At 69.5% G+C, this 12,978-nt stretch carries 13 protein-coding genes; 5 read left to right on the top strand and 8 right to left on the bottom strand.

Annotated elements, in window-relative coordinates; all coding sequences use genetic code 11:
• Positions 1 to 155 precede the first annotated feature (155 nt).
• A complete protein-coding gene (locus QNI14_RS06530) occupies positions 156 to 1,358 on the top strand; it encodes a hypothetical protein (protein WP_283715672.1) in 1,203 nt (400 codons plus the stop codon).
• Positions 1,359 to 1,468: 110 nt separating this feature from the next.
• Complete coding sequence (locus QNI14_RS06525) at positions 1,469 to 3,037, top strand: chaplin family protein (RefSeq protein ID WP_283715671.1); 1,569 nt, start codon at positions 1,469 to 1,471, stop codon at positions 3,035 to 3,037.
• 321 nt (positions 3,038 to 3,358) lie between these two features.
• Here the strand turns inward: QNI14_RS06525 and rplI are convergent, their stop codons facing one another.
• From rplI to rpsF, 4 genes are read right to left on the bottom strand one after another with little or no spacing between them, the layout of a single operon-like run.
• A complete protein-coding gene (gene rplI, locus QNI14_RS06520; RefSeq protein ID WP_283715670.1) occupies positions 3,359 to 3,811 on the bottom strand; it encodes a 50S ribosomal protein L9 in 453 nt (150 codons plus the stop codon).
• Between the two features lie 11 nt (positions 3,812 to 3,822).
• Positions 3,823 to 4,077: a 30S ribosomal protein S18 gene (rpsR, locus tag QNI14_RS06515; RefSeq protein ID WP_005054609.1), complete on the bottom strand. Its 255-nt coding sequence runs from the start codon at positions 4,075 to 4,077 to the stop codon at positions 3,823 to 3,825.
• A 53-nt stretch (positions 4,078 to 4,130) separates the two neighbouring features.
• Positions 4,131 to 4,643, bottom strand: coding sequence for a single-stranded DNA-binding protein (locus QNI14_RS06510; protein ID WP_283715659.1), 513 nt, complete (start codon positions 4,641 to 4,643; stop codon positions 4,131 to 4,133).
• A 5-nt stretch (positions 4,644 to 4,648) separates the two neighbouring features.
• A complete protein-coding gene (gene rpsF / locus QNI14_RS06505) occupies positions 4,649 to 5,014 on the bottom strand; it encodes a 30S ribosomal protein S6 (RefSeq protein ID WP_283715658.1) in 366 nt (121 codons plus the stop codon).
• A 165-nt stretch (positions 5,015 to 5,179) separates the two neighbouring features.
• Here rpsF and QNI14_RS06500 point away from each other — a divergent pair, with 165 nt between their 5' ends.
• Entirely contained in the window at positions 5,180 to 6,172 is a 993-nt protein-coding gene (locus QNI14_RS06500) for a hypothetical protein (protein WP_283715656.1), read from the top strand.
• 26 nt (positions 6,173 to 6,198) lie between these two features.
• On the top strand, positions 6,199 to 7,344 hold the full coding sequence (locus tag QNI14_RS06495) for a hypothetical protein (protein WP_283715654.1): 1,146 nt from the start codon (positions 6,199 to 6,201) through the stop codon (positions 7,342 to 7,344).
• A gap of 6 nt (positions 7,345 to 7,350) precedes the next feature.
• On the opposite strand, the gene QNI14_RS06490 is transcribed toward QNI14_RS06495, so the two are convergent.
• Together QNI14_RS06490 and QNI14_RS06485 are read right to left on the bottom strand one after the other, a co-directional pair.
• A complete protein-coding gene (locus QNI14_RS06490; RefSeq protein WP_283715652.1) occupies positions 7,351 to 8,160 on the bottom strand; it encodes a 3-hydroxybutyrate dehydrogenase in 810 nt (269 codons plus the stop codon).
• The gene (locus QNI14_RS06485) at positions 8,157 to 9,536 is read right to left on the bottom strand and encodes an MFS transporter (RefSeq protein ID WP_283715650.1); all 1,380 of its coding nucleotides are present in this window, start codon (positions 9,534 to 9,536) and stop codon (positions 8,157 to 8,159) included. Before QNI14_RS06485 ends, QNI14_RS06490 begins: the two co-directional genes overlap by 4 nt.
• A gap of 131 nt (positions 9,537 to 9,667) precedes the next feature.
• On the opposite strand from QNI14_RS06485, the gene QNI14_RS06480 reads away from it, so the two are divergent.
• Entirely contained in the window at positions 9,668 to 10,576 is a 909-nt protein-coding gene (locus tag QNI14_RS06480; RefSeq protein ID WP_283715648.1) for a LysR family transcriptional regulator, read from the top strand.
• Positions 10,577 to 10,709: 133 nt separating this feature from the next.
• Here QNI14_RS06480 and QNI14_RS06475 read toward each other — a convergent pair whose 3' ends face one another.
• Positions 10,710 to 12,008 (bottom strand): DUF6716 putative glycosyltransferase, encoded by a 1,299-nt coding sequence (locus QNI14_RS06475; protein WP_283715646.1) that lies wholly within the window; start codon positions 12,006 to 12,008, stop codon positions 10,710 to 10,712.
• On the bottom strand, positions 12,005 to 12,877 hold the full coding sequence (locus tag QNI14_RS06470; protein WP_283715645.1) for an N-acetylneuraminate synthase family protein: 873 nt from the start codon (positions 12,875 to 12,877) through the stop codon (positions 12,005 to 12,007). The genes QNI14_RS06475 and QNI14_RS06470 overlap by 4 nt, the downstream gene beginning before the upstream one ends.
• Positions 12,878 to 12,978: the final 101 nt, after the last annotated feature.

Below are 12,978 nucleotides of genomic sequence, written 5' to 3'. Positions count from 1 at the left end.
CAAGTGAGAGATTCCCGCCGCGCGCGTCGCGGAGTGCGCGGGTGAAAGCGGCTCTTGTCAAGACGTTCCTTGAGGCGTAATCTCGGCCTTCCAGGCACCCCGCGTACGCGGTCATCTACGGCCGCGTCACGATGATCCATCGTGGGAGGTGACCTGTGGACACTGTCGCAGACCGTGCTCGATCCCGAGCCGTCCTTCTCGCACTGGCCGGCATCGGCTTCGCCCTGCTCTGGGCGGCGATGGTCACGGTGTTCGCTCCCTCCGCCGCACACGCGGACGATGATCGATCGGATGCCGGGGTGCTGAGGTCGCTGACCTCGAAGGTGAGCACGCTCGTCGAGAAGTCTTCCGAGCGCGTCATCGAACCGGTGACCGACAAGGTCGTCAAGCCCGTCACCGACAAGGTCCTGAAGCCGGTGACCGACGAAGTAGTCAAGCCGGTGACCGACCAAATCGTGAAGCCGGTCGCAGACAAGGTCGTCGCACCCGTGGTCGAGCCGGTGACCGAGGTCGTGAAGCCCGTCATCGAGACGGTGGTCACGCCGGTCGCGGACAAGGTCGTGAAGCCGGTCGCGGACAAGGTCGTGAAGCCGGTCGCAGACAAGGTCGTCGCACCCGTCGTCGAGCCGGTGACCGAGGTCGTGAAGCCCGTCATCGAGACCGTGGTCACGCCGGTCGCGAAGCCGGTCGTCGATGCAGTCGCGCCCCCCGCGCGAGCAGTCGTGGACCCGGTCGTCGGCGCCGTGGCCCCGGTCCTCGACCCGGTTTTCGAGGCCGTCGAGCCGGTCACCGATGTAGTCGTCGACACGGTGTCCCCGGTCGTCGACGCGCTCGACCCGGTCATCGATGCGATCGACCCTGTGGTCACGCCGATCGTGGACGTCATCGACCCCGTGATCGACGTCATCGACCCGGTGATCGACGGAGTGCTCCCGGTGCCCACGGATCCGTCGACGCCCGCGATTCCGGGCCTCGACTCGCCGAACGTCGTGCTCCCGAACGCCGACGCCACCGCCCATGCCACGGGCATCGGGACCGCGAATGCCGTCGAACGGCTGCTCGCCTCGCCCTGGACCGCGCCAACTGCCATCCCCCCTGCAGTAGCGGCGTCGATCGGTTCGGCTGCGGCGAACGCTCCGGCATCCGGCCCCGATGCGCCGGCACCCTCACTTCCGACGCTTGCGACGCTCGCCGGCACCGCGTCGGTCTCTGCAGCTTCTGGAAGCGCGCTCGGCCTGAGTGCCATCGTCCCGTTCGGATTCCTCTTCGCTCACCGTGCCTGGGTGCGACGCGGAACCGCGGGCGACGACGGCTCGCTGCCGGCGCCCTTCTTCGACACCGACGTCTCTCCCGACTGACGCGAACCCGGCCGCCTCTTCGTGCGGCACGGTTCCGGGCGCACTCACGCGCCAAGACGCACTCCTGCGTCGTCAGTGATCAATCTTTAGGAGAGATGAAAATGAACGCCATGTGCAAGCGCGCCCTTCTCGGCGTGCTCGTGGCCGGAGGCATCACGCTCTTCGGCGCCGCGGCAGCGAATGCCGCGGAAACGTCAGGAGAGGACGGACTCCTCTCGGGTACACAGGCCCTCGTCAACGTCGACATTCCTGTCGAAGTGGGCGACCTGGCCCTGTCCCTCCTGGGCGACTCGTCGACCGAGTCGTCCGACGAGACAGCCGCAGCGGACACATCCACTGGGGCATCGGCATCGACCGGCGGATCGGACGGCACGGCATCGGGCACGCAAGCGCTCGTCGACGTGTCCGTTCCCGTGACGATCGGCGACACCGCGGTCTCGGTCATCGGCGACAGCTCGACCACCAGCGAGGACGAGGCTTCGGCACCGACGGAGTCGGCGTCGGCACCGTCGGCATCGACCGACGGGTCGGACGGTACCGCCAGCGGCACGCAGGTGATCGCGCCGGTCGAGGTGCCCATCACCGTCGGTGACACCGCGGTCTCGGTCATCGGTGACAGCTCGACCACCAGCGGAGACGAGGCCACCAGCGGTGGTTCTGCTCCGGCTGCGGGCGAGCCTGAGACGAGCGGATCGGACGGGACGGCCAGTGGGACGCAGGTCGTCGCGCCCGTCCAGGTGCCGGTGACGGTCGACGACGTCGCTGTCTCGGTGATCGGCGACAGCTCGACCACCAGCGGCGACGACACCACCACCGGCGGCACGGCAGCACCCAGCGCGGGCGCTCCCACCACCGATGGCGGCGACAGCGTCGCAGGCGGCACGCAGGTCGTCGCACCGATCGGCATCCCGGTGACGGTGGACGACACCGCGGTCTCGGTGATCGGCGACAGCTCCTCCACCAGCGAGGACACCACCACCGGCGGCACGGCAGCACCCGGCACGGGCGCTCCCACCACCGATGGCGGCGACAGCGTCGCAGGCGGCACCCAGGTCGTCGCACCGATCGGCATCCCCGTGACCGTGGACGACACGGCGGTCTCGGTGATCGGCGACAGCTCGACCACCAGCGGGGACACCACCACCGATACTCCGACGACGCCGGGCTCGCCCGTCACGTCGGGTGACGACGGCATCGGCGGCGGCACGCAGATCGTGCTCCCGATCGACATCCCCATCACGATCGACGACACCGCGGTGTCGGTGATCGGTGACAGCGAGACCGAGAGCAGCGACCCCACGTCGCCGACGGACCCGACCGATCCCACGGACCCGACCGATCCGACCGATCCCACGGACCCCACGGACCCGACCGATCCCACGGACCCCACGGACCCGACCGATCCCACGGACCCGACCGATCCGACGGACCCGATGGACCCCACGGACCCCACGGACCCGACGGACCCCACCACCCCGGGCACTGACACCCCGGGTACGGGTACCGATGACCAGATCCCGGGCGGCGTGTCCTCCGGCGGCGGTATGCCCGAAGCGGCTGCCGGCGACGAGGGCACCCTCGCCGAGACCGGCGGCACTGCCTCGCTGCTGCTGCCGATCCTGGCTATGGCCCTGATCGCGATGGGTGCGCTCCTGGCCCGCCGCCGTCAGCTGGTCTGACCGCATGAGGGAGGGACGGATGCCACGGCGCCTGGCTGCGGCATCCGTCCCTCACCCGCGCGCGAGAGGTGTGCGTGGGTGCAGGGCGAGGTGGGCGGCGTGCCGTCCATGGCCTCCTGGACGCGGCATCCCCCGCCGAGTCCTTGTACCCACGTGCCGGGGCCCCGGCCCCCGGCGGGATGACCAGGCACACATCCTGCTGACGTGCGCGGGTGTCGCGGATCGCTTGTTGGGGGATGATCCGCGACATCCGCGTGCACCGTGAAACGACGGATGCCGCGACCCCGAACGGGATCGCGGCATCCGTGATGCGCGCCAGGATTACTTGGCGGCGACCACCTGCAGGGTGATCACGGCAGTCAGGTCGTCACGCAGGCGAACGGTCGCCTCGTGCTCGCCCACGGCCTTGATCGGCGAGGTGATGTGGATCTTGCGCTTGTCGAGGTCACCCAGACCGGCGGCCTTGACGGCGTCGGCCACGTCGGCGGTCTTCACCGAACCGAACAGGCGACCCTCAGCACCGGCCTTGACGGTCAGCTTGACCGTGTTCGACTCGAGCGCGTTCTTGAGGGCCACGGCCTCTTCGTGGTCGTGGATCGCACGCGACTCGCGAGCGGCGCGGATGGACGCCACCTGCTTCTCGCCACCGCGGGTCCAGGCCACAGCGAAGCCCTGGGGGATGAGGTAGTTGCGGGCGTACCCGTTCTTGACCTCGATGACGTCGCCGGCGCTACCAAGCCCGGCGACCTCGTTCGTGAGAATCAGCTTTGCCATGTCGGTGCTCCTTACCGGCCAGCGCCGGCGTAGGGCAGGAGCGCCATCTCGCGCGCGTTCTTGATCGCCTTGGCGATCAGACGCTGCTCCTGCACCGAGACTCCGGTGATACGACGGGCGCGGATCTTCCCGCGCTCCGAGATGAACTTACGAAGCGTTGCGACGTCCTTGTAGTCGATGACGCCGACGCGGATCGCCTTCGCGGGAGCGGCGTTCTTCGCGCCCTTCCGCGGCTTGCGGCGATCGCCGGTTGCCTTTCCAGCCATGTGTCTTCCTTAAGAGATGTGGATGCCGCGCCTCGCGGCATCCGGAATTCGAATCAGAACGGGGTGTCGTCGCCGTAGCTCGTCCCGGGCGCGCTCCATGCGTCAGGAGCCGAAGACCCGGGCGTCGCCCAGGGCTCGTCCTGCTGCACCTGCGGACGCGACTGCTGTCCACCGCCGCCGAAGTTCCCGCCGCCGCCGTTGCTGGCGGCACGGGTGACCTGGGCCGTGGCGTACCGGAGCGAGGGGCCGATCTCGTCGACCTCCAGCTCGATCGCCGTGCGGTTGTTGCCTTCGCGGTCCTGGTAGGAGCGCTGCTTCAGGCGGCCGGTCGCGACGACCCGCATGCCCTTGGTGAGCGAGCCGGCCACGTGCTCAGCGAACTCGCGCCACACCGACGCGCGGAGGAACAGCGCTTCGCCGTCCTTCCACTCGTTGGCCTGACGGTCGAAGCTGCGGGGCGTCGACGCGATCGTGAAGTTCGCCACGGGCAGGCCGTTCTGCGTGTAGCGCAGCTCGGGGTCTGCCGTGAGGTTACCCACGACCGTGATGATGGTCTCGCCGGCCATGAGCCTTAGGCCTTCGCAGCCTTGCGGGCAGCCTTGGCGTCAGCGCGCTCCTTCTCGGCGGCGACCTGAGCGATCGCCTCCTCGGCGCGGAGGACCTTGGTGCGCATGATCTGCTCGTTCAGCTTGAGCTGACGGTCGAGCTCCTGCGTGGCCTCGCTGGTACCCGTGAAGTTGACGACGGCGTAGATGCCCTCGTTCTTCTTCTGGATCTCGTATGCAAGACGGCGCTTGCCCCACACGTCGACGTTGTCGATCGAGCCACCATCTGCGGTGATGACCTTCAGGAACCCGTCGAGCTTGGGTGCGACCTGGCGCTCGTCGACCTCGGGGTCGAGGATCACCATGAGTTCGTACTGGTGGATGTGCGTCATTAACCCACCTCCTTCGGACTAGAACGGATGCCGGGCGGTTCCCGACATCAGGAGGGTTGATGCACGTGTCTGCGTGATCTGCGCCGGAGCGCAGGCAGACAACCACAACAGTCTAGCGGATGCCGCGCCCCACCGCCCACAGCGGTCCCGGGTACCGTGGCGACCATGGAGTGGACCCGCGATGTCTCTGCCGGCGACTGGCTGCGGGAGCGCATCGACGACCCGTGGCGCGGGACGATGCACGACGTCGTGCCGCGCGGCTTCGAGGCCTATGCGCGGGTGTTCCACCCGGCATCCCGAGATCGACCGATCGGCGCGGCATGGCCGCCGCAGCCGTACTCCGACGAGCGGGCGTGGACGGCGTTCATGGAGCGGCATCCCGGTCTCGACATCGAGGACGAGCGGGTGACGTGGGCGCAGACTGCCGTAGCGCTGGGGACGACGATGCACCCGCTGGCGCAATGGGACGCGCTCGCACGTCGCGACGAGGTCGCGAATCGGGAGAATGACCCGCGCGACGCCGAAGGGTGGCGCTATCACGACCCTGACCAAAGCGCGCTGCCGACGGACATTCTCGCCTCGGTCACGCGCGTGCTCTCCCGTCACACCAGCACACCGGATGCCGGTTTCGCCGCGCTCTGGGACGGACATGGCGGTCTGGTCGGGCACCTCGGCATCGGTCCGTCGCGTGCGTTCTATCAGGCCGACGATGACGGCTCGATCGCCCGCCACAACCAGATGCTCGGTCGCAGCTTCAAGGATGTGTGGAACAACGTCTTCCGGCGCCCGACGTGGCAGGAGGGCATCCTGTCACGGGACGTCTCCGAGGGTCCTCGCCTGCGCCTTCCGAACCGTGACTTCGTGCTGTTCTCCGGTGGTGTCTCCGCGCTCACCGACGAAGACTGGGTGCTGACAGCGCCGTGGCGCGACGTCAAGGCCGAGTCGCACGGGTTCCCGCCCGGCGCCTACAGCCCGAGCCTCGCGTGGCCCGACGACCGGGCGTGGGTGCTGGTCAGTGAGATCGACTTCGACTCGACGATCGTCGGCGGGTCGGCGGAGCTCGTCGCGGCCCTCGTCGCCGATCCACATCTCGAGGCCGCCGAGATCCCCGAGGGCACGGCACTCGGATACGACATCCCCGACCCCCTGAACCCCTGACACCCCCGCCCGGTACGGTGGCGGGCATGAGCTTCGACCCGCGCCCCCTCACCGAGCCGGTCGACCGCGCGACGGTCAAGGCCTACCGGCAGCAGCTCGTCGCATCGGGCCGTGCGCCGAGCGGCGGCACGGCCGGTCTCGTCGTCGGCATCATCGCGGCGGTCATCTTCGGCATCGTGCTGCTGAACGTCGGCATCGGTCTGATCACGGTGATCGGATCGGGCGGCGGTGCAGCCGCGGCGACCGGCGCGGTCATGACCGTGGTCGTGGTCGCTGGCGCGGGCGTGGGGGTCGGGGCGCTCATCATCCGCGGCATCGGCAGGTCGGGCGAGCGCTGGTACCGGCTCGACCGGTTCGCGCAGGCGAACGGCATGACCTGGTTCCCCACCGCGCCCGCACCGGCGCTGCCGGGCATGATCTTCTCGCACGGCAGCTCGCGGCAGGCATCCGATCTGCTGCGCGGCGACCGTCCACGGTTCGTGGAGTTCGCGAACTACCGGTACACGACCGGGTCGGGCAAGAACCAGACCACCCATCGCTGGGGATACGTCGCGATCAAGCTCGCGACCCCGCTGCCCCACATCGTCCTCGACGCCGTCGGCAACAACGCGCTGTTCGGGTCGAACCTGCCGCAGGTCTTCGACAAGGATCAGCGGCTGAGCTTCGAGGGCGACTTCGACCAGCACTTCGCGTTGTACTGCCCGCGCGGCTACGAGCAGGACGCGCTCTACCTGTTCACGCCCGACATCATGGCCCGCTTCATCGACCACGCGGCGCAGCTCGACGTCGAGATCGTCGACGACTGGCTCTTCCTCTACGCGAAGCGCGACTTCTCGACCCTCGATCCGAACACCTGGGCCTGGCTGTTCTCTGTGGTCGGCGCGCTGCTCGACAAGCTCGGGCAGTGGGAGCGATGGCGCGACGACCGACTCGCGATGACGTCTCAGACCGCGATGACGTCTGGACCAGCGGATGCCGCGGGCGCGGCATCCCTCCCGTTCACACCCCCGGTCGAAGCGCTCCGACCGCCCGTCGGTGTCGCCCTCCAGGGTCGGCGGCTGCAGGGTGGTGTGCCCTGGGTCGCGATCGTGATGGTCGCGGTGTTCGGGATCGGGTTCGTCGCGATCCAGTCCGGACTCTTCGGCAGCCTCTTCAGCGCGATCTTCCGCTGACCTGCGTCAGCGCGCCGACCAGCCGCCGTCCATCGTGTAGCTCGCGCCGCTGATCATCCCGGCGCCGTCGCCGGCGAGGAAGACGGCGAGCGCCGCGACCTCGTCGGGTTCGACCAGGCGCTTCACCGCAGCCTCGGCGAGCAGCACGCCTTCGAGCACCTCGTCCTCGCCGATGCCGTGCAGCTTCGCCTGGTCGGCGATCTGCTTCTCGACGAGCGGCGAGCGCACGTAGCCCGGGTTGATGCAGTTGCTCGTCACACCGTGGGCGCCACCCTCGAGTGCCGTCGCCTTCGACAGCCCCTCGAGGCCGTGCTTGGCCGCCACGTAGGCCGACTTGTACGGGGATGCCACGAGCCCGTGCACGCTCGACATGTTGAGGATGCGACCGAAGCCGCGCTCGTACATGCCGGGCAGGGCCGCCCGGATGAGGAGGAACGGCGCCTCGAGCATGAGGCGGAGCATGAACGAGAACCGGTCGGGCTCGAACTCCTCGAGCGGTCGCACGTGCTGGATGCCCGCATTGTTCACGAGGATGTCGACATCGAGCCGCAGATCGTGGAGCGAGGCGGTGTCGGCGAGGTCGACGTGCCACGCCTCGCCGCCGATCGACGCGGCGACGCGCTGGGCGCCGTCCGCGTCGATGTCGGCGACGGTGACGTGGGCACCGGCGGCGGCGAACGCCGTGGCGCACGCCTGGCCGATGCCGCTCGCGCCGCCGGTGACGAGCGCACGGCGCCCGTCGAGTGAGCCGACGGCCCGGCGGCCGGTGGGCTGGGGGGAGCCCACCGCACCGCCGGGAGTGTGGAGGTCGGTCATACCGCGCTCTTCTCGCCGCGCAGCTGCGCCGTGCGCGCGGCATCCGCGTCGTCGATCGCCTGCAGCGACACACCCTTCGTCTCGCGCATGACGAGGATGGTGGCGCCGGTGATGACGCAGGCGACGGCGATGTAGATCGACACCGGGGTCCAGGAGCCGAAGTCGCGCAGCCACTGGGTCGCGAGGATCGGGGCGAGCGAACCAGCGGCGATGGCGGTTACCTGCGAGCCCAGCGAGACTCCCGAGTACCGCATGCGGGTCGGGAAGAGCTCGGCCATGATGGCGGGCTGCGGCGCGTAGAGGAACGCGTGGAAGCAGAGGCCGATCGTCACGGCCAGCACGATGAGGACGGGGTTCAGCGTGTCGAACATCGGGAAGGCGAAGAACGCCCATGCCGCGCTGAGCGCGGCGCCGGTGAGGGCGACGGGACGGCGTCCGATGCGGTCGGCGAGGCGACCCACCTGCGGGATCACGAGGAAGTGCACGACGTGCGCGATGAGGAGGGCGAGCAGCAGCTGGCTGGTGTCGTACTCGTGCACCGCCTTGAGGTAGACGATCGAGAAGCTCACGACGATGTAGTAGACGATGTTCTCCGCGAAGCGGACGCCCATGGCCTGCAGCACGCCCACCGGGTAGCGGCGGAGCACCTCGAGCACACCGTACGAGACGGCCTTCTCGGCCTCGACCTGCGCCTTCGCCTCGAGGAAGATCGGTGCCTCCTCGACGTGGCGGCGGATGTAGAACCCGACGAGCACGATCACGGCCGACAGCCAGAACGCGATACGCCAGCCCCACCCGAGGAAGTCCTCCGAGCTCAGCACCCACGAGGTGATGAGCAGCACGAGCGTCGCGAGCAGGTTGCCGACCGGCACGGCGGCCTGCGGCCAGCTCGACCAGAACGCGCGCTCGCGGTTCGGGCTCTGCTCGGCCACGAGCAGGACGGCGCCGCCCCACTCGCCGCCGACGGCGAAGCCCTGGATGAAGCGCAGTGCGACGAGGAGCGCCGGCGCCCAGAAGCCGATGTCGTTGAATCCGGGGAGGCAGCCCATGAGGAAGGTCGCTGCGCCGACGATGATGATCGTCGCCTGCAGGGTCGGCTTGCGGCCGAAGCGGTCGCCGATCTGGCCGAAGACGATGCCGCCGAGCGGGCGCGCGATGAAGCCGACCGCGTAGGTCACGAACGCGGCGATGACGCCGTCGAGCGTCGAACCGGTGGGCGGGAAGAAGTAGGTGCCGAAGACGAGGCTCGCGGCGGTCGCGTAGAGGAAGAACTCGTACCACTCGACGACGGTGCCGGCCATCGAGGCGGCGACGACGCGCTTGAGCGAGCTGCGCGGGGTGGATGCCGCGGGGTCTGCGGCGGTGGGGGAAGACATGTTCTCTCCGTTCGATGTCGACGATGACATCCGGGTCGCGGGATGGACGCCTACGTCCGCAAGAAAGTCTCAGGCCATCTCGAATGGGTATCAATGACCAGTCCTGCACCATAGGTGTGCACAATTGCAGAATGGATGCCGCCCCCCGCCTGCGTGCCGATGATCTGCTCGTGCTGCTCGCCGTCGCCCGGTCGGGTCGGTACACCGCTGCCGCGGCGCACCTCGGCGTCGACCACACCACCGTCGCCCGCCGGATCTCAGCGCTGGAAGACGCGATCGGCGGCCGCCTCGTCGCCCAGACCGGCAGCGGCTGGGAGCTCACCGCGCTCGGTCGACAGGCCGTCGACACCGCCGGCCGCATCGAGTCAGCGCTCACCCAGCTCGCCGGCGCCGGCGACGACCACGACCCGATCTCGGGCGTCGTGCGGATGTCGGCGACCGACGGCTACAGCGCCTACATCGCCGCGCCCGCCATCGCGGCGCTGCGACGCACCCACCCCCGCCTGAGTGTCGAGATCGTGACCGTCACGCGCCGCGCCGCGGCCCACCGGCCCGGCCTCGACATCGAGGTCGTCGTCGGCGCGCCCCAGTCGCAGCGCGCCCAGGGCGTCGAGCTCGGCGCCTACACGCTGGGGATGTACGCGTCGCGGGAGTATCTCGACCGCGAGGGCGTGCCGACGGATGCCGCCGAGCTCATGCGGCATCCACTCGTCTACTTCGTCGACGCGATCCTGCAGGTCGAGGCGCTCGACCTGCCGCGCCGACTCGTCCCCGAGATGGTCGACGGACTCAGCTCGACGAACGTGTTCGTGCACGTCGAAGCGACCCGCGCGGGCGCCGGGATCGGGTTGCTGCCGTGCTTCGTCGCCGACCGGCACGACGACCTGGTGCGACTGCTCCCGGATGAGTTCGACGAGCAACTGCCGTACTGGATGGTCGTGCGCCCGGAGTCGCTGCGAATCCCCGCCGTCGCCGCGGTCGCCGACGCGCTCCGCGCCGAGACCGTCGCCGCAGCGGCGATGCTCGCCGGGCGGCACTGAGGATCAGCCGTCCCGCGGTGATCCTCCTTCGCGCGGAAGGAATCGTGCGAATTCGACCGCTGGAGCGCAGATCGCGGCGGGAGCGCAGGCGAGCGGATGCCGCGCAGCGGCTCAGCGCAGCGGCACGAAAGGATCAGCGCAGCGGCACGGGGTTCGCGTTGCGGGACGGCGTCAGGGTGAAGTCGTCGGCACCCCGCCAGCTCCCGACCCGCGGGCGGCGTAGCCGCTGGAGTGCGACGAGCGCGCGCACGATCGGACCTCCGACGCGCACCGCGATCGCACCCGACACGGTGCGGTCGGCGTCGCCGAGCACGCTCCGCCGGTGCCAGGCCGCGTGCAGCGCACCGCCGCGCGGCGTGGGCACACGCCTCGCGGCGAGCTCGCCAGCGCGGCGGCGCGCGACCAGTCGCTGCGCACGCGCCCACCATGTGGCATCCGCCTGGTCGTGGAAATAGTTGTCACGCATCCACACCGCATTGGGGTGCCGGAACTGGCGCTCCGCGACGTCGGCCGCGGTGCCGAGCAGCCCGCTACGCGCGAACACCGTGTTGATGTTGTCTTTCGAGACGCCGAACTCGTCGAGTGCGATGACCGGGATGCCGGCGGCGATCGCCTCGATCGCGGCGGTGGAGCTCACGGTGACGAGCCCCTCTGCGGTCTCGAGCGCCTGCGACATCGGCTCGTACGAGAACACGAGGTTGTCGGGTCGGTCCCGCAGGAGCGTTTCGAGCGAGACCCGTTCCTCGTGCGTCTGCGCCTCACCGGCGCGAGCTCGGAGCTTGACGACGACACGGCGGGTCGGGTCGGCGAGCGCGGCATCCCGCAGGATGTCGGCCATCCGCATGCGCTCCTCGGTCGACCGCGGAATGAGCGCCTGCGCCGCGAACACGAGGTCGGTGCCGCCCGCGACGGAACGCCGTCGGGCGAACGGCAGGGTCGCCAGCGCGGGCTCGGTTGCGATGCCCAACGTGGCGCCCAGCTCTCGGAATGCGCGCACCTCACGGTGCGAATGCACGACGAACAGATCCGCGTACTTCCGGTACTGCGCAGCACCGCGGAGCGCCGGGATCGAGATGCCGGGGAGTCCCGCGACGACGACCGGCCGCGGGTGCACACGGTCGATCTGCGTGCCGAGCAACCGCACGAACGGTCCCCGACCGGCGAGCACCACGATGTCGGGACGATCGTGTGTGAGCCACGACGGCACCTCGTCGAAGTCGACACGCGTGACCCGATCGCCACCGAACGTGGTGTCGGTCAGCGCGGCATCCAGCTGGGTGTCGTTCACGGTCAACGGCGTGCGCACCAGCAGCAGGTGCCGGCTCGCGCCGGGCACCGCGTCGACGAGGTGGGTGCCCCACTTCACGAACGAGTCGGCGTCGGCGATCACCACGACACGCAGTCGCGGCGCACGCTCTGCCCGGAAGGTCATGCCGGGACGCGACGCAGCTTCGCCATCGGTGCGAGCTCGCCGTCGAAGACGCGCTTCACGCCGTCGCCGAGCGCCGTCTCGATGACGCGGATGTCGCGGACGAGGTGCTCGAGTCCGGTGGGCTCGAGGGATGCCGCCTGGTCGGAGCCCCACATGGTGCGGTCGAGCGTGATGTGACGCTCCACGGCGACGGCGCCGAGTGCGACGGCCGCGAGCGAGATCTGCAGGCCGCGCTCGTGGCCCGAGTAGCCGACGGGGATGCCGGCGTAGCGGTCGCGGAGCGTGCCGATGACCTTGAGGTTCGCCTCGTCGGGCTCCATCGGGTACGTCGAGGTGGCGTGCATGAGCACGGTCTGGTCGGTGCCGAGCACCTCGAGCGCGCGGTCGATCTGCTCGATCGTCGACATGCCGGTGGAGAGGATGACGGGCTTGCCGGTCGCGCGGAGCGCCTCGAGCAGCTCGATGTCGGTGAGGCTGGCGGATGCCACCTTGTGGGCGACCACGTTCAGGTCTTCGAGGAAGTCGACGCTCGGCACGTCCCAGGGGGAGGCGAACCAGTCGAGGCCGAGCATCGTGGCGTGGTCGCCGATCTCGATGTACTGGTCGCGGTCGAACTCGACGCGGTACCGGTAGTCGAGGTAGCTCATGGTGCCCCAGGGCGTCTCGCGCTGCACGTCGCGCATGTGCGCGGGCGTCGCGATCTCGGGGGTGCGCTTCTGGAACTTCACCGCGTTCGCACCGGCGCGAGCCGCGACGTCGATGAGCTTCTTGGCGATGTCGACGTCGCCGTTGTGGTTGAGGCCGATCTCGCCGATCACATAGACGGGCTTGCCGCCGCCCAAGACGTTCGATCCGATGGTGACGGTCATGGTGGTCCTCCTCGAAACCCGGCCTTCTGCACCGGGGACTGCTCGTGCTTCCTCAGCGTCCGCCGGGGTGATGAACGAGCGTTGAACCGGGGGTGGCCGCC

It is taken from the genome of Microbacterium dauci (assembly GCF_030065535.1).
GTDB lineage: Bacteria > Actinomycetota > Actinomycetes > Actinomycetales > Microbacteriaceae > Microbacterium > Microbacterium dauci.
This window is presented reverse-complemented; position numbering and strand designations above follow the sequence as displayed.